We start from the raw sequence: 19,719 nt of genomic DNA, 5'->3' as shown, positions 1-19,719 counted from the left end.
GGAGCGCCCTGATCAGTGCTCGAAGACCAAGCTGGTGGCGTAGTCGTCCGCGCGCCCCGGGCCGACGTCGATGGTCGCCATTTCACTCCCGCGCAGTACCGCCCGGCGGGCCCCGCGCAGCACCTCTCCCGGCGCCACGCCCAGGTCTTCGGCCAACCGACGGCGGGTCCGGGTGAACACGGCCAGCGCGTCGGCCGACCGGCCGCCGCGGTGCAGGGCCCGCATCAGCAACGCGGCCACCGGCTCGCTGTGCGGGTGCTCCGGGGCCAGCGTCCACAGCTGCTCGACGGCGTCGGCGTGGCGGCCCAGCTGCAGCTGCCATTCCGCCTTCCGCTGGGCCAGGACCATCCGGCGCTCGGTCAGCCGCAGCCGTTCCAGTTCGGCGAACGGCCCGGGCAGCCCCGCCAGCGGCTCGCCCCGGAACAGCTCCAGCGCCCGGCCGTACCCGGCCACCGCCGCGGACAGGTCGCCGGCGTGGCGGGCCGCGTTCGCCTCGGCGACGAGGTCCTCCAGCCGCACCGAGTCCACCTGCACCCCGCGCCCGGCGAACCGGTAGCCGGCCCCGTCCCGGGTGATCACCGAGGCCGGCCGGCCCTCGCCCGGCGGCAGGCACTTGCGCAGGCGGTACACGTACACGGGCACGACGTTGCCGACCGGCGGCTCCAGCCCCCACACGCTGTCGAGCAGTTCCCGCCGGCTGACGGTCACGTCCGGGCGCAGCACCAGCGCCGCCAGCAGCGCCTGCTGGCGGACCGGCCCCACGGTCAGCTTTTCCGCGCCGGACCAGACCTGCACCGGGCCGAGCACCGAGATCCGGAGCCGCGAGCCGGGGCCCGGAATCTGACGGGGAGTGACGATGCCGTGGTCGAAGGCGTAGACGATGGCGGCAGCCCGGTCGCGTAACCCGAGCCTGATGAGGAGCTGCCCGACGTGGCCGTCCACGGCCGTCTCGGAGGTGGCCAGTGCGGCGGCGATCTCGGAGTTGGTCAGGCCGCGGCCGAGGGCGCTGAGCACGTCGCGCTCCCGGCCGGTGACCGGCGCGCAGACGCGCACCGGGTCGTCGATGGCGGTCGCCACCATGGTGTCCCCTCGAGGTCGGTGGGCGGGCTGGAGCCGCCGATAGTGGCGTCGGGGCAGCTCAGGGGGCCAGGCCAGGGACCGGCCGTTTCTGGCCGGTGGCCGCGATAGAGTCGTGACCTGCGAAGCGCTGCCCAGACCGAAAGGCGCCGGCTTGACGACTCAGTTCGGCGTGGTGCTGCGGCGGTTGCGGCGGCAGGCGGGGATGACGCAGGAGCAGCTGGCGGAGCGCTCCGGTGTCGGCGTGCGCACCATCCGGGGGTTCGAGACCGGCGAGCGGGCCGACCCCCGGGTGGCGACGGTGCGGCTGCTCGCGGACGCGGTGAAACTCGCGCCGGCCGAACGGGATCAGCTGCTGCTGGCCGCCGCGGCCGGCCGGTCTCCGCAGGCAGACCCGCCGGACGGCTCGGCGGATCAGACCGGGACCGAGGCGGCCGTCCCGCTCGTGACACCCAGTAGCCGGACGGACCCCGGGCTGCCGGACGCGCTGGCCGACACTGCCGATCAGCTCGCCCAGGCGGTCACCAGCCGCTGGCGCCGCGAGGCCGAACAGCGCCAGATCGCGGACCCCTTCCCGCTGCCGGTCGGGTGGCGGCCGGTCCCGGAGCACCTGACCGACCACTGGGCCAACATCCGCCGCGCCCCGGCCGGGGCGGAGTCCGGGCCGCTGGACCTGACCGGTGACCTGGAGCAGGTCGTGGACGTCTACCGGCGGATCCCGTCGGGCCGGCTGGTGGTGCTGGGCCGGGCCGGGTCGGGCAAGACCGTCCTGACCCTGCGGTTCGTCCTGGGCCTGCTGGCCGACCGCGCCCGCGACGGCGCCGTGCCGGTGATCTTCGGCCTCGGCTCGTGGAATCCCGCCACCACGTCGTTGCGCGAGTGGCTGACCGGCCGGCTGGTGCGCGACTTCCCCGGACTGGCCGCGCCCGGCCCCGGCGGGTCGACCCTGGCCGCCGCGCTGGTCGAGGCCGACGGGATCCTGCCGGTGCTGGACGGGTTCGACGAGATCGCCGACGGCCTGCACCGGGCCGCGCTGGAGGCGCTCAACACCACCACCCTGCCGCTGCTGCTCACCAGCCGCCCGGCCGAGTACGCCGCGGCCGTCGAGGGCACCGACGTGCTGACCTCCGCGGCCGGGATCGAGCTGAGCGACCTCACCCTCACCGACGTGGTCAACTACCTGCCGCGCACCGCCCGCAAGGCCGCCCCGGACCCGGCGGGCGCCACCGGCACTCCGGGGACTTCGGGGACCGTGTGGGATCCCGTCCTGACCGAGCTGCGCGCGGATCCGCCCGGCCCGGCCGGGGTCAATCTCGCCGCCGTGCTGGCGACTCCGCTGATGGTCATGCTCGCCCGCACCAGCTACAGCAACACACCCGGCCAGGACCCGTCGGAGCTGCTGGACACCGAGCGGTTCGCCACCCCGGAAGCGATCGAAGACCACCTGCTCGACAGCTTCATCCCGACGGTCTACCGCTATCAGCCCGACAACCGGCCCACCGGGCAGCGCCGCCGCTGGGAGCTCGACCGGGTCCAGGACTGGCTGGGCTACCTCGCCACCCACCTCGACCGGCTCGGCACGCGGGATCTCGCCTGGTGGCAGCTGAGCGGCACCCTGCGCCGCTCGTCGCGCATCCTCGCCGTCGGGATCGTCGCCGCGCTGGTGATCGGGATCGTGGACTCCCTTGTGGACGGAATACCGGACGGGATGGCAGGCGGACTGCTGGCCGGACTCGTGAACGGGTTCACGGTTGGGCCCGCCTTCGCGCTCGTGCACGGCATCACGGTCGTGTTCGGCCGCGGGGCGATCGAGCCGTCCCGGGTGCGGATCCGGCTCCTGCGCGGGACCGGGGACGTCCGGACGAGGTTCGTGCCCCGGTTCACCGCCGGGCTCCTGGGCGGGCTCCTCTTCGGACTCGGGGACGGCCTGGTGAGCGGGCTGATGAACGCGTTCTTCTTCGATTTCGGCGACGGGCTGGTGAGCGGCCTGATCAACGGGCTGGTGGCCGGGCCGGTGTTCGGGCTCGCGGCGGGGCTGGTGTTCGGGTTCGTGTCCTGGTTCGAGTCGCCCCTGGACATCGGCTCCGCCGCGAGCCCCTCGGACCTGCTGAGCACCAACCGCACGACGGTCGTCTTCCAGCTGCTGATGTGGGTGCCGTTGTTCGGGCTCGCGGTCGGCTTCGGGATGTTCTCCCTGATCGAGCTCGCGCGGGGGTTCCTGGGCCCCTTGGTGTTCGGGCTCGAGGACGCGATCGCCGTCGGGCTGGCCAGCGGGCTCGGCGGCGGGCTCGGGTACGCGCTCAGTTTCACCGCCTGGGGCCAATGGGTGATCTTCGCCCGGCTGTGGCTGCCCCTGACCGGACGGCTGCCGTGGGACGTGATGGCTTTCCTGGACGACGCCTACCAGCGAGGGGTGCTGCGGCAGTCCGGTGCGGTTTACCAATTCCGGCACGCGCGCCTTCAGGATCGGCTCAGCACAGTACGGCGACGACGGTGCTACCGGGCGCGAAGGCGCCCGCTCTGATCCGCTGGACCAGGCCGTACATCATCTTGGCTTCGTAGACCCAGTCGAGCGTGACGCCGTGGCGCTCCCGGAAGTCCGCGATGAAGGCGTCCAGCTCGGCGGTGCGCCGGGCGTAGCCGCCGAAGGGGAAATCGCAGTCCAGCGACCAGTTTCGCGTCTCGGCGCCGAACGCTTCGCGTTGCAAGCGGCGCACCTCGGGCCCGAGGAATTCACCGCCCTTGAGGACGGCGAACCCGATCGCGCGTTGCCCCGGGCCGAGGCCGGCGGCGAAACCCGCCAAGGTGGCGCCGGTCCCGGAGGCGCAGCAGAGGACGTCGAAACCGCCGGTGATTTCGGCCGGCAGCTCGGCGCACCCGCGCGCGGCCAGCCCGTTGCTGCCGCCTTCCGGCAGCACGTAACAAGTGCCGAACCGTTCGGCCAGCCCGGCGAGCACGTCCGGTGCGGTCTTCCGCCGGTACGTCGTGCGGTCCAAGTACGTGAGCTGCATTCCCTGACGCGCGGCGTACGCCAGGGATTCGTTGAGCGGCAGGCGTTCCTCTCCCCGGACCACCCCGACGGTGTCGAAGCCGAAGTACTTCCCGGCCGCCGCCGTCGCGCGCAGATGGTTGGAGTAGGCGCCGCCGAACGTCAGCAGGCGGCGGTGGCCCTGGTCCCTGGCCGCGGCCAAGTTGTCCTTGAGCTTGCGCCATTTGTTGCCCGGCACGTCGGGATGGAGGAGGTCGTCCCGCTTGAGGAGCAGCCGGACCCCGGACGCGGCGACCCGTTCGTCGTGCAGCTCGACGAGCGGAGAGGGCAGCTTGACCGCGAACCCCGAGGCGACCGGCACGTCGGCAGCCTAAACAGTCCCGCCGGGGACGGCCCAGCGGGTGGTGGCCGCCCACCGTTCGGCCGCGGCCATCAGGATTCCGGAAGTGAAGGACGGGATCAGCCGGCTCGCCGTCGGGGCTCTCGGGTGACACAGTTCACCCAGGCCCGCGGCCGGGCGGATGTCTGTTTCCCGCACCCGGGTTCGTTGTCTCTCCGAACGGTGCCACCGGCGTGCCGCGCGGAACAGGAGGACCCGAATGAAGGACCTGATCCTGGTCTACGGCTCCGCGTCCGGGGAACTGGTCGACGCCCAGGGCCTGACCGCGCCGGTACTCGCCCGCCGGCCCGCCGGCGCCGGGGTGGTGATCCGGCCGATGCCGGGCACCGACGATCTCTGACCGGCGTGATGAGCGACGACTCGATCGAAGACGTGTTGCGGCGTCTCACGCCGCAAGTTCTCGGCGCGCTGGTGCAGCGCTACGGCCGTTTCGACCCCGGTGGAAGGCCGGGTCGACTGGCGGCAGATCGTCGCCCTCTACCGGACGCCGCGCGAGCCGCCTGCACCCGGGCCGCCCGGCTCGCGACCAACCTCCACCACGTGCGCGACCTGAACACCCGCGCGTCCCGCCTGCCGACTTGAGGACCTGAAATGACCGCGAACGAGGAAATCCGGCCGTACCGGATCAAGATCCCCGACGAGGACCTGGCCGATCTGCGGGACCGGCTCGACCGGGTCCGCTGGGCCCCGGAGCCGGCCGGCGGCGACACGGGCTACGGCGTACCGGTCGCCCGGGTGCGCGAGCTGGCCGAGCACTGGCGTCACCACTATGACTGGCGCGCCTGGGAAAACCGGTTGAACGCGCATCCGCAGTTCACCACCACCATCGACGGCACGGGTGTGCACTTCCTGCACGTCCGCTCGCCGGAGCCGGACGCGCTGCCGTTGATCCTCAGCCACGGCTGGCCCGGTTCGGTCGCGGAGTACCTCGCGGTGATCGGCCCGCTCAGCGACCCGCGCCGGCACGGCCTCGACCCGTCTATCGCCTTCGATCTGGTGGTGCCGTCACTGCCCGGCTTCGGGTTCTCCGGTCCGACGGCCGACACCGGCTGGGGTCCGCGGCGGATCGCCGGGGCGTGGGCGATCCTGATGCGGCGCCTCGGCTACGACCGGTACGGCGCGGCCGGCAACGACTGGGGCTCGGGCATCTCCCTCGAACTCGGCCGGGCGGCCCCGGACCACGTGCTCGGCGCGCACGTGACCCAGACCTGGGACCCGCCGCCGGACGACGACCCGAAGTGGGTGGCGGAGCTGGGGCCGAAGGACCAGGCCGCGTGGCAAGCCTTCCAGGACTACGTGAATAACGAAGCCGCTTACGGCGTCGTGCAGTCCCAGCAGCCGCAGACCCTCGCGCACGCGCTGGCCGACTCACCCGTCGGGCTGCTGGGCTGGAACGCGCAGGCCATGCACCAGCACGGCCTGGACGCCGACGCCATCCTCACCCACGTCACGATCCACTGGCTCACCGGCACGGGCGGCTCGGCCATCCGGATCTACGCCGACCACGCCCGGGAGGAGCCCGCCACCGGGCGCAGCACCGTCCCGCTCGGAGTCGCGCAGTTCCCGGGCGACCTTCCCTCGATCAGGGTCTTCTCCGAGCACCGGCACACCATCGTGTCCTGGAACGAGTACGACCGCGGCGGGCACTACGCGGCCCAGGACGCGCCGGACCTGCTGGTGCACGACCTCCGCGAGTTCTTCACGGCGGTGCGGCCGCGCTGACCGGACCGGCGGCGCGGCTTCTTCCTGGCCCTGTCACTCCCAGGAACACCGGTGCACTGGCTGGCCGCCGGACGGCCGGGCACGATCGGTGAGCACGGCCGGAACCACCAGGATTCCCGGCCGCTGCGGGAAAGGAAGCACATGAGCAAGCTCGCACTCGTCACCGGCGCCTCTTCGGGGATCGGCCTGGCCTACGCCGAGCGGCTGGCCGCCGAAGGCTACGACCTGGTCGCCGTGGGACGGCGCCGGGAACGGCTGGAGGAGCTCGCCGCGGCGGTGACCGGCGTCGAGGTCCAGGTACTGGTCGCGGACCTGGCCACCGACGAGGGCCTCGACGCGGTCGCCGGGGCGTGCGCGACCCGGCCGTTGACGATGCTGGTCAACAACGCCGGGGTCTCCCATTACATGCCGCTCGCCGAGCTTCCGGCGGCCGAGGCCCGTGAACTGGTCGCCGTCAAGGTCCTCGCGCCCACGCTGCTGACCCGCGCCGCGCTGCCGGGCATGCTGGAGCGCGGCGAGGGCACGATCGTCACGGTGTCCGGCATGTTGGCCTTCAGCGGCCCCGCGCCGTACTCCGTCATGCCGCGCCGCGCCGTGTACGCGGGCTCGCTCGCCCACGCCGTCACGATGTCCCAAGCCCTGCACACGGAACTGGAGCCGACCCCGATCCGCGTGCAGGTGGTCTGCCCCGGCGTCGTGGCCACCGAATTCCACTCACGCCAGGGGCTCGACCTCAGCGCCGTGCCACGGATGACCGCCGCCGACGTCGTCACCGCCAGCCTGCGCGGGCTCGAACTCGGCGAAGTGGTGTGCGCGCCGGGGGTCGAGGACACCGGCCTGCTCGACGCGGTGTTCCAAGCCGACCTCGCCGCCTTCGCAGGCCAGAGCCCCGAACTGGCGACGCGGTACCGGTAACGGGTCTACTGTGAGGTGAGACGAGGTGAGCGCGAATGAAGTTTTCGCTCCGGACGTATACGGCTTACAGCATCGCCTGCGCCGTCGTGTGGGCCGCGATCCTGATCGTCGTCGCGACGGTTCGCCCGCAGTCACTGCACATGTTCGTGATCGTTTTCTTCGGGTGGGCGATCGGGTGGCTCTCGGCCACGGTCGCCAGGTCCGTCTATCCGCCCCCGCGGCAGCGCGGCCAGCAGGCACAGAGTAGTTAATAGACACAGAGCAGTTAGCGGACACAGAGCAGCTAGGCCGCCGGGGCCTCCGGTGCGCACGTCCGCACCGGAGACCCCAGCGGGGGAGCGGTTGTCAGCCCTGGGTCGCGCTGAACGAGAAGGAGTTCGTGCCCAGGCCCTGGCCGCCCTTCCAGATCTCGAACCCGGCTTCCGCGTCGATCAGGTAGGCGCCGGCGCTGGTGGTGCCGCGCCGCACGGAGTCGTTGATCAGCCCCTTGACGTCGAGGCCGGTGACCGACGTGCTGCCGCCTTGCAGGACATAGGAAACGATGTTCCAGGACGTCTGGCGGCCGGTGTAGACGTCCCAGTTCAGCCCGCTCACCGACACGGTCCCCACCTTGGAGCCGAACGGGCCGACCCCGCCGCGGGAGTTGATCCAGATCATGATCTCGCTGTCGTTCGGCTGCCCGCCGGGGGTGGGCGACGAGTCGGTCCACAGGTCGTAGGCCACGTCGTAGGCGCCGGTGCCGGGCTGCGTGGTCGACCACGAAGAGGTCGCGCTGCCCAGGTGGCTCACCTGGATCGGCAGGCCGCTGCCGGTGGTGCAGGCGCCCCAGTGACAGCCCTTGTAGATCGAGGGGTACGTGGCGGGCGCGCCGCCGGAGAGGTTGAAGTTCGCCGTGCTCACCGTCCACCCCGTGCCGGACGTGGTCGTGACGCACTGGGGATCGGAGGAGTTCCACTCGTTGTTCTGCAGCGTGTATTCGCCGCCGGCCAGGCTGATGGAGCCCTGGGGCTGGCAGTTGGTTTCGGCTGGGGAGGCGGTGGCGCCGGGTGCGGAGACGGCGGCCAGCGCGAGGCACGCTGCCGCGGCAACGGGCACTACTCGCAGGTGGTTCAGCACTCGTCGGTTCATGGGGCGGATCCCTTCGGCTCGGGCTCTCCTCCCCGTTCCGGGAGCGCTCCCACAAACGGTGGCAGTGCACCCCGTCCGGGAAGGAGCGGGGAGGTCGCGGGGGACGGCGACCGGGGGCGGGGCAATCGCCCGTCGGCGGCCGGGCGCTCAGGTCTGGCGAAAACCGCCGCGGCCCGGACGAGGTCTGAACCACTGCCGCGACAGTTCCTGATTGAAACCCCGGGGACGAGGGCCCGTCAAGGTCTGGGGCCGCCAAGATCGCCGGTTCGCGCGGCGGCCGGGTCCCGGCGGCATGATCACGAGGGCGTCCGGAAAACCCCGGCCGGGTGCGTCGATCCGCGGGCGGCTCGCTCGTCGTAGGGGTAAGAGGGCCGGAACCGGGCCCGGAGCAAGGGGAAACGAGATGGCGAAGTACCTGTTCCTCATTTACGGGGACGAGCAGGCCTGGGAAGCGGAGTCGGTGCAGGAGCGGAAGGACAAGCAGGCCGGGCACGGCGCTTTTGCCGCCGCGGCCGGCGACGCGATCGTCGGCGGCCACGAGTTGCTGCCGGCGGCGACCGCGACGAGCCTGCGGGGCAGCGGGGCCGGCCGGCCGACGCCGACCGACGGGCCGTTCCTGGAGACCAAGGAGGTGCTCGGCGGGTACTACCTGGTGGAGGCGCCCGACCTGGACGCCGCGATCGCGCTCGCCGAGCGGCTGCCGGAGCTCTCGGCGGCGCACGGCGGTGTCGAGGTCCGGCCGATCCGCGCGGCGGACTGAGCGGACCGGCGCGAAGTGACCGGGAACGCCGAGGTCGGCGAGGCGGTCGCGCAGGCGCATCGTCGCGAGTGGGCCTTGGTGCTCGCCGCGACGGTGCGCGTGGTGCGTGACCTCGACCTGGCCGAGGAATGCGCTCAGGAGGCGTACGCCCAGGCGCTGCGGACCTGGGCCGTGAACGGGGTGCCGGCCCGGCCGGGCGCGTGGCTGACCACCGTCGCGCGCAACCGCGGGAGGGACCTGCTGCGGCGGGAGTCCGTGCTGCGTTCGGCGCTGCCGTTGCTCGTCACGGATGACGCCACGGACGACATCGCGGACGGCGTCGTGGCCGGGCCGGAGCCTTCGGGGCTCGACGACGACCGGTTGCGCCTCGTCTTCACCTGCTGCCATCCGGCGCTTTCGCGCGACGCCCAGGTGGCGTTGACCGCGCGGCTGCTGTGCGGGCTGTCCACGGCCGAAGTGGCGCGGGCGTTCCTGGTCCAGGAGACGGCGATGGCGGCGCGGATCACGCGGGCGAAGAAGAAGATCAGCGGTGCCCGGATCCCGTACCGCGTGCCGTCGGCGGGTGATCTGCCGGACCGCATCGGTGCCGTCCTCGAGGTCGTGCACCTGGTGTTCACCACCGGCCACGTCGCGCCGGCCGGCGCGCTGCTGGTGCGGCGGGACCTGGTCGAGGGCGCCATTCACCTGGCCCGCACCTTGCACCAGCTGCTGCCGGGCAACGGCGACGTCGCCGGGCTGCTGGCGTTGCTGCTGTTCACCGACGCCCGCCGGGAGACCCGGCTCTCCGGTGACGGGCAGCTGGTCCTGCTCGACGAGCAGGACCGTTCACGCTGGGACGCCGGCCAGATCGAGGAAGCGACCGCGCTGTTGACCGACGCGCTCCGGCACGCGGGCCCGACGAGGTACTCGGTCCAGGCCGCGATCGCCGCGGTGCACGCGGAGGCGCCGACGTGGGCGGACACCGATTGGGCGGAGGTGACCGGGCTGTACGACGTGCTGCGCCGGTTGTGGCCGTCACCGGTGGTCGAGCTGAACCGCGCGGTCGCGCTCGGGTTCCGGGACGGCCCGGCGGCCGGCCTCGCGGCGCTCGCGCCCCTGCTGGACGAGCCGGCGCTGGGCGCGTACGCCTACTTGAGCGCCGCCCGCGCCGACTTCCTCCGCCGGCTCGGGCGGTGGGCGGAAGCGGCCACGTCGTACGAGGAAGCCTTGGCACTGACCGGAAACGAGGTGGAGCGCGCCTTCCTGGCCGGACGGCTCGAAGAGGCGGTCGGCAAGCTCGGCTAGTCACTGCCGGACCGGCGCTCCGAGGCCGGCCGAAGGCTCCGCGGCAGGACCAGAGCGATCCGCGGCCTGTGCCCGGTACCGCCCCGGGGTGGTGCCGAATTCCCGTTCGAAGGCATGGGAAAGCGCGTACGGACTGCCGTAGCCGACTCGGCCGGCGATGGCGGCCAGGGTTTCCGGGGTGTCCCGGAGCAGGGCGGCGGCCCGGATCAGGCGCCACCAGGTCAGGTACGCCATCGGCGGGCGGCCGACCAGCGCGGTGAACCGGCGCGCCAAGGTCGGACGGGAGACGCCCGCCTCGGCCGCCAGCCGGTCGAGGCTCCACGGCGCGGCCGGGTCGGAGTGCAGCGCCCGCAGGGCGGCGGCCGTCACCGGGTCGCCCAGCGCGCCGGGCCAGGCGCCGGCGGTGGTCTCGGACATCCAGGAGCGGATCATGTAGACGAAGAGGAGGTCGAGCAGGTTGGGGAGCGCGACGCAGGCGCCGGGCCGCCGCTCGTCCAGCTCGCCGGCGAGCAGGTCGATCGCGGCGCGGAGTTCGAGGTGGCTGCCCACCCGGCTGGGCAGGTGGACGACCTCGGGCAGCTCGGCCATGAGCGGGTGCATGCGGCTGCAGTCGAGCCAGTACTTGCCGCAGAGGATCTCCGTCTCCTCATGCTCGGGCCGGACCCGTTGCCCCGCAAGCCATAACTCGAACGGCACCGCTTTCTTCGCGGCCGCCGCGCCGACGGGGGAGCCGGCGATCACGTGGCCGGTGCCGTGGGGCAGCAGCACCGTGTCACCCACGCCGAGGGAGATCGGGGCGCCGCCGTCGGGCCGCAGCCAGCAGCCGCCCTTCAGGACGACGGCGAAGCCCGCGCCGACGTACGGGTCCAGCCGCACACACCAGCTTCCCTTCATCCCCACCCGGCTGAACGAGGGGCGCCCCAGGCGCACGGCAGAGATCGCGTCGCTCACCACATCCATCCGCACAGGGTATCTCGCGTATCGGAAGTGAGATGATCGCGTATTTCAGTGAGCTGGATACGCATTGAGAGGATCGTTCGATCTTCATAGGGTCGAACACATGACAGACGAGAAGAGTGTGGTGCTGGGGGATGTCGAGGTCATCCGGGTGCGGGAGTGGCACCGGCCGTTCGCGCCCGCCGCCGACCTGTTCCCGGGGGTCGCGGCCGAGGTGTGGCAGGCCAACGAGGACTGGCTGGCGCCGGACCACTGGGAGCCGGACAGCGGCTCGGCCGTGCTCGCGCTGCAGACGTGGGTGCTGCGCAGCGGCGGGCGGACCGTCCTGGTCGACACCGGCGTGGGCAACGGGCGGGACCGGCCGGGCATGCCGCCGTTCCACCGTCAAGAGGGCGATTTCCTTGGCCTGCTGGCGAAAGCCGGTGTCCGTCCGGAGGACGTCGACGTGGTCGTCAACACCCACCTCCACGTGGATCACGTCGGCTGGAACACCGTCGACGCGGACGGGGAGTGGGTGCCGACGTTCCCCCGCGCCCAGTACCTCATCCCGGCCGCCGACGACTTCCACTACGGCCCGGGCAGCGACCGGCCGGAGGTCGACCGCCTGATCTACGAAGACAGCATCGCGCCCGTCCACCAGGCCGGCCAGGCCGTGCTGTGGGACGGGCGGCACCGCATCGACGAACACCTCACCCTGGAGTCCGCGCCCGGCCACACCCCCGGTTCTTCCGTGCTGCGATTGGCCTCCGGGAGCGACCGCGCGGTTTTCGTCGGGGATCTGCTGCACAGCCCGGTGCAGATCCTGCAGCCCGGCTGCAACAGCAGCGCCTGCCTGGACCCGGAGCAGGCGGCGGCCAGCCGCCGCCGGATTCTCGGGCGGGCCGCCGATGAGCGGGAATTGCTTGTCCCAGCACACTTCGGTGGTTCGGGCGCGGTGGAGGTCCGGCGGGGGAGTGGCGGGTTCACTCTCGGTCCGTGGGCCGATTTCGGTCCGAAAAGGACGGTGCCGGCCCCGGAGTGAGGATCAGTTCGTGCAGTCCCGCACCATCGCCGGGTCGACCGGCCACGGCTCGGTCAGCCGCTGGACGCTGAAGTCCTCGGCCATCTGGTACTCGGACCGGTAGGCCAGGGCATCCGATCGGGGGCACAGCACGCCGGCGATGCGGAAGGGCTGCCCGTCGTCCGTCACGACCTTCTGCCGGAGCTGGTCACCGGCCTGGTAGACCACGACGAGGTCGTACTCGTAGGCGTAACGGGCCGCCCGGCTGGTCACCACGACGTCGCTGGTCTCCCCGTCCGCGAGGTTGATGGTGTGGTCGGGGAAATAGGCGCCGGCCGGGGTGAGGAAGCCGTCGCTGTCGCGGGTGGCGTTCATCGCGCGGGGGAACCGGTCGTCGAGCGTCAGCAGGATCTGGGCGGAGTCCTCGTCCCCTTGGGAGGGCGCGGAAATGGACGTGCCGCGCGGTACGGCCCGCTTCGCCCGGAGGTCGAGCTTGATGTCGGTCACCCGCACGCTGTGGTCGCGAGGGCCCTCCAGGTGCAGCCGGATGATCTGCTGGGTGGCGGCGAACGCGCCCGGCGCGGTGCGAACGCGCTGCCCCAGCCCGGGATTGGGGATGGCATGCGGCCGGGCCAGCTCGGCGAGCAGTTCGGGGCCGGGGAAAGCCGCCGAGTCGCTGACGTAGGTCCAGCCGGACTCATCGGCGTAGGACAGGTCGGCAGTCACCCGGAGGCCGGCCGGCTCGATGGTGGCGGGCCCGGCCGTCTGGCCGCCTTGATTGGCCGGGTTTCCCTGACTGCCCGCGGTTTCCTGGTTGTCTTGGTCGCTCTGGTTGGCCGTGTTGTCCGGGGTGGGCTGGTTTCCCCGGTCCGGAGCCGGCCAGGCCAGGATCGTCAACGCCACGAGCACGACGGCACCGAGCACACCGGCCAACGACCACCAGGCGCGGCGCCCGATGCCGAGGTGGACGTCGCCGTGGATGTCCCGGGCCAGCACGACATGGTCGGCCGCGCCCCGGACCTCGTTGGCGGTCGCGCCCGGCTCACCGCGCGGACGCGTTTCGTCCGGCGGCTCGACTTGTCCCATACCCCACCCCCGGCGGACAGCGTAGCCAGACGGCCACGGCGCCGGGTAGGAAATACGCCCCATCGCCGACGGAAATCGGCGAACGGTGCCCCCGCACGGCCAGGTCATCGGAATTTCATCGGTGGCCCATAACATTGCCTTTGTGTTGTGCCTCAACGTCAGTTCGCGGCCAAGACGCGTTCGAGTGTCGCGTAGCCGGCCGGCTCCCACGTGGGCTTGCCTCCCGGCAGCCCGAGCCGGCCGTTGCGGCCGATGCTGATCAGGGCCAGGGCGCGCCAGACGGCCCAGCCGCGGGCCCGCGCGACGGTGGCGTCGTCCGCATGCCCGTAGGCCTCGAAGAACCGGCTCGCCGTGCCCGCGGGCAACAGCACCCAGGCGGCCGCGAGGTCGGTCGCGGGATCACCCGCGCACAGCTCGCCGAAATCGACCACCCCGGCGAGCCGCCCTTCCCGGACGACCACGTTCGCGGGGTGCAAGTCGCCATGCAGCCAGAGCGGCGCGCCCGGCCAGACTGGCGCCGCGACGGCCTTTTCCAGTATCTCCCGTGCGGCGCCGGCGTTCGCGTGGTCGGCGATGACCGCGAGCCAGTCGTCGAGATCGTGCGGCAGCTCGGCCAGCGGGACGCCGCGCGCCGGGTTGGCCGGGGCGTCCGCGGGCGCCGGCCGGTGCAGGGCTTCGAGGAACCCGGCGAGAGTCTCGGCCGAATCGGCGCGGGTGATCGGGGTGCGGTCGGCCGGCTCGCCCTCGACCCAGCGGGCGATCGTCCAGGTGTGCTCGAACCGCGCCGAGGGTTCGCCGGCGCGCACCGGGACGGGCGTCGGCAGCGGCAGCCGCCCGGCCAGGACGGGCAGCCACTTCCGTTCGGTGCGGAGCAGGTCCGGGGCCCGTTCCGAGCGCGGCATCCGCACCGCCAGCTCCGGCCCGAGGCGCCACAGCTGGTTGTCCCAGCCGCCGGCGACCGCTCGCAGTTCGAGGTCCGCGAGATCCGGATGCTGCTCCCGCACCAGCGCCCGCACCAGGTCCGGCTCGAACCCGGACTCGTCCATGGACGAACCTCCGCTCACCAGTGTCCACTATGGATTTTCACGCCCGTGCCCGGCGGCCGGGGGCCTCGCAGCCGCGTCCGATCGGCCACGCGACCAGGCCGTCGCGAGAAAAAGTGCCGCCATCCGGACCAGCCCGTTGCGGCATTCGAGCGTATTTTCTCACGAATCGGCGCCGGCTCGTGTCGGAGCGCGATTTTCCGGCGTCTCACCGGCATGGACGGTATCGACAGCCTCCGGCACGCGATCGAGACGATACCCATTCCCGGCGCCCCGCCCCGCCTGTCCCGGCAGGGCGCGGCCGTCGGACTGGCGCTGCTGGACACCTCGTTGCGGCTCAACCACGTCCGCCGGCTGACCGAGCGGCTGACCGTGGTCGAGCACGGCACGGCGCGCCGGAGCACCGAGGTCGACGTCAGCCTCAAGCTCCTCGACGAAGGGCAGCGCCAGGCCACCGCGCAGCTGCAGGACCTGATCGGCCGGGAGCACGGCGAGCGGGCCGCGTCGAGGCCGGCGCAGCAGCGGGCCCTGTGGGTGCCGCTGGCCCGGTTGCCGCGCCGCGACGTCTCGCCGGTCGACGTGTTCGACAGCGCGGGCCAGAAACTGCCGCGGCTCACGCAGCACGAGGCGTCCCGGCTGGTCGCTTCCGGGCTCTACCGGCTGCTGCGCGGGATCCTCGCCGGCGACGAGAACGCGCAGACCGCCAAGCACGAGCTGAACACGTTCCTGTTCCAGGTGCACGAACCCCGCTGGCTCATCCAGCAGGCGTTGCTCACGCTGCTCACCGAGCGGAATCACCCGGAGGAGGCGTTCACGCTGGCACCGGCCGAAGGCACGGTCCGCGGTTACGGGCGGGAATGCCGGGAAATGGCGCTGGACATCATCGACGGCTATTCCGGGCTGCTGGTCGAGTACGCGTACCTGCTGAACGTCGCGGTCCGCGACTACATGCTGGTGGTGGCGCTGGACGATTCGGTCGAGGAGCACCGGCTCAGCTACGAAACCCCGCTGCACGTCCACGCGCGGCAGCCCATCGCGAAGGACCAGTGGCGGCGGCTGGTGGCCAGCCGCCGCGGTTACGTCGTGAGCTACGAGACGATGATCCCGGCCACGCTGAAGTCCTATCACCTGGTGGCCGCCACCGCGCCGGAGGCCGAGATCTCCCGGATGTACCTGTCCACCGACGCCGACCAGCACCAGGTCGACGGCCTGGCCGAGGACCTGCTCGCCCTCGCGGAACGCCAGGATTCCGCCGCGCTGCAGGAAGCCGACGGCGCCCGGCACAAGATCCTGGAGCTGCAGGCGCAAACCGTGCTGCGCCGGCTGGCGGATCTGTTGCGCCGCCGCAAATGGGAGGCGGGCCAGTCCGGGGTCGAGCTGTCCCAGCGCAGTCTGCCGGCCTGTCACCGGCTCGCCGCCGCGGCCACGACGGGGGACGCGGTGCGGACGGACACCAACGAGCTGGACAACTCGCTGCGGCGGCACCCGGCGTTCTCGGCCGCGAGCCTGCGCGAGGCCGCGCGCGAGCTGACCGACCGGGAATTCGGCCGGGACCTCGTCCTGGTCAACGGCATCGCCGACAACGAGGCACGGGCGTACTGGCGCCGTTCCGGCCGCGACTCGCGCGGCGACCACATCCGGGTCCACGCGACGCTCGTGCTCAAGGACTCCACGAAGTCCGGCCCGCTCAACGTGACGTTCTACGCGCTCGCCGTCGCGACGGTCGCGTTCGTGCTCGGCTGGATGCTGGTGGGCAGCCCGTGGCCCTATGGCCGGGCCGCCACCGAGGCGCTCGACCACATCGGCGACGGCCAGTCCGTGATCACCATGCTGCTGCTGTTGCCCGGTTTCCTCTACAGCCGCCTGTCACTGCCGCCGCGCCGCACCGTGCTCGGCTACCTCGGCACGCTGCCGCAGGCGCTCGTCCAGCTGAGCATCGGGGCCGTCGCCGCGTTCGCCGCGGCCGTCGCGACGCAGAGCCGGGGCGAGGTCGTGCAGATCACGCTCACGGTCGCGGTGGGGCTGCCGGTGCTGGCCGCGGTGGTGCTGTTCAGCCAGGCGTCGTGGCACGGGGCGGCGATCCCGCTGTCCCGGATCGGCGCGCCGCGCTGGGCCGGAGCCCGGGACCGCCGGAAACCGGTGGACGCCAACGTGCGCTTCGATTCGTCCGGAGGTCGGTGAAGAATGCGCAGCCAGCGGGTCTCCGTCCGGAACGTGGCCGATCTGGCCAGGGCCGGCTTCGAGATAACCCGGCAGCCGGTGACCAAAGTGGACTTCGAGGTGCACCACGTGCAGGCCCGTCACGGCTACCTGCGCGAGCTCGTGTCCGCGGGCCCGGACCGCGCGGTCTTCCTGGAAACGCTGTGCTCGGCGACCAACGGGGCCGGCGTCGTGATCGGCACCCGCACCCGCAAGCCGATGGACGGCACCGAAGTGGTCGAGCGCTTCGACGGCCAGCAGCCGGCGGAGCGGCCGCAGGAGAACGAAGGCGCCTGGGTCTTCCACCAGACGACCTCGCCCAACCCGACGTTCATCTACGAGTCCGCGCAGACCTTCGAAGGCCTGATCTCGATCGACCCGGCGTCGCGCGAGGTCTGCGAGTGGCACGGCCTGGCCATCCGCGACCTGGCGAAGGAGATCTCCGCCGCCGCGGCCACGGTCATCGACGCGCCGCTGCTGTCGCTGCAGTGCCCGGCCCAGCTGCCGACGATCGTGAAGACCCGCAACCACGATCTCCGTACCCGCAAGGAGATCGCGTCACGGTGCTCGTCACCGGCGGTCCGGTTCGCGATCGCGCTGCGGGACACCTCCGTGGACACACGGTTCGAGCTGGCCGACCGCGTCCGGGAGCTGTGCGAGAAGCACGGGTACAGCCTGTGGCTCGCCGACACGCGGCCGGGGCACCGGCAGGGGAACTGGTTCGAGGTGTACCACGCCGACGGCGGGTTTTCCCCGCTGTACAACGGCGATCTCCGGTCCCGCCAGCGCATCGGCACGTGCTTGCCGGTGACTTTCGCCGGCCCGGCGCGGATCGGCTCCACCCACGCGATCGTCGCGTTCCTGCAGCGTTATCCCCAGGTGGGCGTGGTCGGCTGCGCGGGCACGACACTGTCGGACGTCGCGTTCGTCCACCTGCAGCTGTCGATCCAGGGCGTGGCCGCGGATCGGCTGAACCGCATCCTGGGCAAGCTGCTCGGGGAGAGCTCGACTCCGGCCCGGCCGCGCAAGCTGCTGCGCGAGCTGTTCAAACGCCTCGGCCTGCCGCCCGACCCGGATGGGCAGAACCCGTCCGCGCCGGACCCGACCAGCGACTACCAGACCTTCGCCGGCCCCGCGTTCGCCTACCGCCCGTTCCAGATGCCCGACTGCATCGCCGTGTGGGTTTCGTGGGAGATCGCCCGGCAGCACGAGGGCCTCGCCGCTCCGCTGGAGTGCCTGTACCGCGCGCTGGCGCAGGTCGCGCCCCAGGTGCCGATGCCGGGGACCCTGCCCGGCGCCACGGTCTCGGCCGGTGACCTGGCCACCGTCGAGTACCTGATCTGCCGGGCCACCGAGCAGTCGGTGATCCGGGGCAAGGCGAAGCTGGCCGTGCCCAAGCAGGTACTGCGCCAGTTCGCCTCGGGCGGCGTCGAACTGCCCGCGTCGAAGCTGTGCGCGGCGCTGGAGGAGGCGTGGAAGGCGCACGTCGACCAGTCCGGGGTGGACGGGGTGAGCGAGCTGACCGTGGCCTGGCGCGAGTCCTGGCTCGGCCACTGGACCGACTCGTGAGCCGTCTCATCCGGTTCTGACCTGCGCTTTTCCTCCTTTCGAGGGCAGGTGGCACCACGTCTGGCACCTATCTGAGCCATCATGGCTTGTGGTGGTGCCAGATGTGTGCCATAGTGGTGCCATGGACTTGACCACGTATGTGAACCACCTCGGCCGCGAGTTCGCCACGCTGGCCGAAGCCGGCGGCGACGAGGCGCGTGCGCTGGTCGAGCGCCTGACCGGGCCGCTCGAGTCGGCGATCCGGATGACGCTGCTGGACGCGTTGTCGGCCGCTTCCGACGAGATCACCCGGGATCTCGCGCCGGGTTCGGTGGAGCTGCGCCTGCGCGGCCGCGATCCGAACTTCGTCGTGACTTCGCCGCCCGCGGAGCCGCACGAGATCGCGGCCGAGAGCACGGCGGCGACGGCCGACGGCGGGCCGGACAGTGATCTGCTGATCGCCGAGGACGGCCCCGTCGCGCGCATCAACGTGCGCCTGCCCGAGCAGCTGAAGGCGGCGGTCGAGGAGGCCGCGGCCAAGGAAGGACGCTCGGTCAACGCCTGGCTGGTCCGGGCGGCCGCCGCCTCGCTGCAACGGTCCGAGCGGGATCAGCGCCTCGAGTCGCGCGGCGGCGGGAAACGGGGCAAGCAGAGCTTCACCGGCTGGGTGCGTTAACCCCACCGCTTTTCTTATTACCTACACGTCCCCGACCTGCGGGGACGCCTTACCGATTCATGATGAGGGAACAACCATGCCTGAATTCGAAACGCCCGAACCGATTTCCGTCACCTTCGAGCTGGGTGTCGCCGGTGATGTGCGGATCAGCGCGAGCGACCGCGCCGACACGGTCGTCGAGGTGCGCCCGACCGACGCGTCCGACGAATCCGATGTGAAAGCCGCGCAGCAGGTCCGCGCCGAGTACGCGAACGGCGTCCTGCTGGTCAAGGGGCCGAAGGTGCGCGCCTTCGACTTCTCCCGCAAGAGCCGGTCGGTCGACGTGACCGTCGAGCTGCCCAGCGGCTCGCGGGTGTCCGGCGACGTGCAGCTGGGCAACTTCCGCGGTGAGGGCCGGCTCGGGGAGACCCGGCTCAAGACCTCCGTCGGGAACTACCGGTTCGAGCGCACCGGCCCGCTGAACCTGGACACCGCGGCCGGCCACGTCGCGGTGGACCACGTCGAGGGTGACGTCGACATCCACACCGGGTCCGGGAAGGTGAGCATCGGCCGGATCGAGGGCGCCGCGGTCGTCAAGGATTCCAACGGCCGCATCGAAATCGACACCGTCACCGGCGACACGCGGATCCGCGCGGCGAACGGCGACATCTCCGTCGAGCGGGCGGGCGCGGGAGTCGAGGCGAAGACGGCGAACGGCGCCATCCGCCTCGGCGAGGTGGTCCGTGGCTCGGTCACGCTCGAAACCGCGATGGGCGACCTCGAGGTCGGCATCGCCGAGGGCACCGCCGCCTGGATCGACGCGCACACCGGGTTCGGGCAGCTGTCCAACGAGCTGGACAGCGCCAGCCGTCCGGGCGAGTCCGACGAGACCGTCGAGGTGCGCGCCCAGACCTCCCACGGCCGCATCACCATCCGCCGCTCCTGAACCGCTTCTC

At 72.1% G+C, this 19,719-nt stretch carries 19 protein-coding genes; 13 read left to right on the top strand and 6 right to left on the bottom strand.

The window, feature by feature from the left end:
* Positions 1 to 12: 12 nt before the first annotated feature.
* Positions 13 to 1,080 (bottom strand): BTAD domain-containing putative transcriptional regulator, encoded by a 1,068-nt coding sequence (locus OG943_RS16925; protein ID WP_328610731.1) that lies wholly within the window; start codon positions 1,078 to 1,080, stop codon positions 13 to 15.
* Between the two features lie 151 nt (positions 1,081 to 1,231).
* Here OG943_RS16925 and OG943_RS16920 point away from each other — a divergent pair, with 151 nt between their 5' ends.
* Positions 1,232 to 3,601 (top strand): XRE family transcriptional regulator, encoded by a 2,370-nt coding sequence (locus OG943_RS16920; protein ID WP_328610730.1) that lies wholly within the window; start codon positions 1,232 to 1,234, stop codon positions 3,599 to 3,601.
* On the opposite strand, the gene OG943_RS16915 is transcribed toward OG943_RS16920, so the two are convergent.
* The gene (locus OG943_RS16915; protein WP_328610729.1) at positions 3,549 to 4,427 is read right to left on the bottom strand and encodes a 1-aminocyclopropane-1-carboxylate deaminase/D-cysteine desulfhydrase; all 879 of its coding nucleotides are present in this window, start codon (positions 4,425 to 4,427) and stop codon (positions 3,549 to 3,551) included. The two genes, OG943_RS16920 and OG943_RS16915, sit on opposite strands and share 53 nt — an antisense overlap.
* A gap of 238 nt (positions 4,428 to 4,665) precedes the next feature.
* Here OG943_RS16915 and OG943_RS16910 point away from each other — a divergent pair, with 238 nt between their 5' ends.
* The 5 genes from OG943_RS16910 (at position 4,666) to OG943_RS16890 (ending at position 7,354) form a co-directional block, all read left to right on the top strand.
* Positions 4,666 to 4,806, top strand: a complete 141-nt coding sequence (locus OG943_RS16910) for a hypothetical protein (protein WP_328610728.1) — start codon at positions 4,666 to 4,668, stop codon at positions 4,804 to 4,806.
* Positions 4,807 to 4,814: 8 nt separating this feature from the next.
* Complete coding sequence (locus tag OG943_RS16905; RefSeq protein WP_328610727.1) at positions 4,815 to 5,048, top strand: hypothetical protein; 234 nt, start codon at positions 4,815 to 4,817, stop codon at positions 5,046 to 5,048.
* 9 nt (positions 5,049 to 5,057) lie between these two features.
* Entirely contained in the window at positions 5,058 to 6,188 is a 1,131-nt protein-coding gene (locus OG943_RS16900; protein ID WP_328610726.1) for an epoxide hydrolase family protein, read from the top strand.
* Between the two features lie 141 nt (positions 6,189 to 6,329).
* The gene (locus tag OG943_RS16895) at positions 6,330 to 7,103 is read left to right on the top strand and encodes an SDR family NAD(P)-dependent oxidoreductase (protein ID WP_328610725.1); all 774 of its coding nucleotides are present in this window, start codon (positions 6,330 to 6,332) and stop codon (positions 7,101 to 7,103) included.
* A gap of 35 nt (positions 7,104 to 7,138) precedes the next feature.
* Positions 7,139 to 7,354 (top strand): hypothetical protein, encoded by a 216-nt coding sequence (locus OG943_RS16890; RefSeq protein ID WP_328610724.1) that lies wholly within the window; start codon positions 7,139 to 7,141, stop codon positions 7,352 to 7,354.
* A gap of 94 nt (positions 7,355 to 7,448) precedes the next feature.
* On the opposite strand, the gene OG943_RS16885 is transcribed toward OG943_RS16890, so the two are convergent.
* On the bottom strand, positions 7,449 to 8,231 hold the full coding sequence (locus OG943_RS16885; RefSeq protein WP_328610723.1) for a GH12 family glycosyl hydrolase domain-containing protein: 783 nt from the start codon (positions 8,229 to 8,231) through the stop codon (positions 7,449 to 7,451).
* 403 nt (positions 8,232 to 8,634) lie between these two features.
* On the opposite strand from OG943_RS16885, the gene OG943_RS16880 reads away from it, so the two are divergent.
* Together OG943_RS16880 and OG943_RS16875 are read left to right on the top strand one after the other, a co-directional pair.
* On the top strand, positions 8,635 to 8,991 hold the full coding sequence (locus OG943_RS16880; RefSeq protein WP_328610722.1) for a YciI family protein: 357 nt from the start codon (positions 8,635 to 8,637) through the stop codon (positions 8,989 to 8,991).
* 15 nt (positions 8,992 to 9,006) lie between these two features.
* Complete coding sequence (locus OG943_RS16875; protein WP_328610721.1) at positions 9,007 to 10,275, top strand: RNA polymerase sigma factor; 1,269 nt, start codon at positions 9,007 to 9,009, stop codon at positions 10,273 to 10,275.
* Here the strand turns inward: OG943_RS16875 and OG943_RS16870 are convergent, their stop codons facing one another.
* On the bottom strand, positions 10,276 to 11,235 hold the full coding sequence (locus tag OG943_RS16870) for an AraC family transcriptional regulator (RefSeq protein ID WP_328610720.1): 960 nt from the start codon (positions 11,233 to 11,235) through the stop codon (positions 10,276 to 10,278).
* Positions 11,236 to 11,335: 100 nt separating this feature from the next.
* Between OG943_RS16870 and OG943_RS16865 the strand changes: the two genes are divergently transcribed.
* Positions 11,336 to 12,253, top strand: coding sequence for an MBL fold metallo-hydrolase (locus tag OG943_RS16865; protein ID WP_328610719.1), 918 nt, complete (start codon positions 11,336 to 11,338; stop codon positions 12,251 to 12,253).
* Between the two features lie 3 nt (positions 12,254 to 12,256).
* Here OG943_RS16865 and OG943_RS16860 read toward each other — a convergent pair whose 3' ends face one another.
* Together OG943_RS16860 and OG943_RS16855 are read right to left on the bottom strand one after the other, a co-directional pair.
* Positions 12,257 to 13,318, bottom strand: coding sequence for a hypothetical protein (locus OG943_RS16860; RefSeq protein WP_328610718.1), 1,062 nt, complete (start codon positions 13,316 to 13,318; stop codon positions 12,257 to 12,259).
* A 158-nt stretch (positions 13,319 to 13,476) separates the two neighbouring features.
* Positions 13,477 to 14,364 carry an aminoglycoside phosphotransferase family protein gene (locus tag OG943_RS16855; RefSeq protein ID WP_328610717.1) on the bottom strand — a complete coding sequence of 296 codons (888 nt, stop codon included), beginning with the start codon at positions 14,362 to 14,364 and terminating at the stop codon, positions 13,477 to 13,479.
* Between the two features lie 213 nt (positions 14,365 to 14,577).
* Here OG943_RS16855 and OG943_RS16850 point away from each other — a divergent pair, with 213 nt between their 5' ends.
* The 4 genes from OG943_RS16850 (at position 14,578) to OG943_RS16835 (ending at position 19,709) form a co-directional block, all read left to right on the top strand.
* On the top strand, positions 14,578 to 16,542 hold the full coding sequence (locus tag OG943_RS16850) for a hypothetical protein (RefSeq protein WP_328610716.1): 1,965 nt from the start codon (positions 14,578 to 14,580) through the stop codon (positions 16,540 to 16,542).
* Between the two features lie 3 nt (positions 16,543 to 16,545).
* Complete coding sequence (locus tag OG943_RS16845; RefSeq protein WP_328610715.1) at positions 16,546 to 18,129, top strand: hypothetical protein; 1,584 nt, start codon at positions 16,546 to 16,548, stop codon at positions 18,127 to 18,129.
* 121 nt (positions 18,130 to 18,250) lie between these two features.
* Positions 18,251 to 18,784 (top strand): ribbon-helix-helix protein, CopG family, encoded by a 534-nt coding sequence (locus tag OG943_RS16840; RefSeq protein WP_328610714.1) that lies wholly within the window; start codon positions 18,251 to 18,253, stop codon positions 18,782 to 18,784.
* A 76-nt stretch (positions 18,785 to 18,860) separates the two neighbouring features.
* On the top strand, positions 18,861 to 19,709 hold the full coding sequence (locus tag OG943_RS16835) for a DUF4097 family beta strand repeat-containing protein (protein ID WP_328610713.1): 849 nt from the start codon (positions 18,861 to 18,863) through the stop codon (positions 19,707 to 19,709).
* Positions 19,710 to 19,719: the final 10 nt, after the last annotated feature.

This window comes from Amycolatopsis sp. NBC_00345 (genome assembly GCF_036116635.1).
Classification (GTDB): Bacteria; Actinomycetota; Actinomycetes; order Mycobacteriales; family Pseudonocardiaceae; genus Amycolatopsis.
This window is presented reverse-complemented; position numbering and strand designations above follow the sequence as displayed.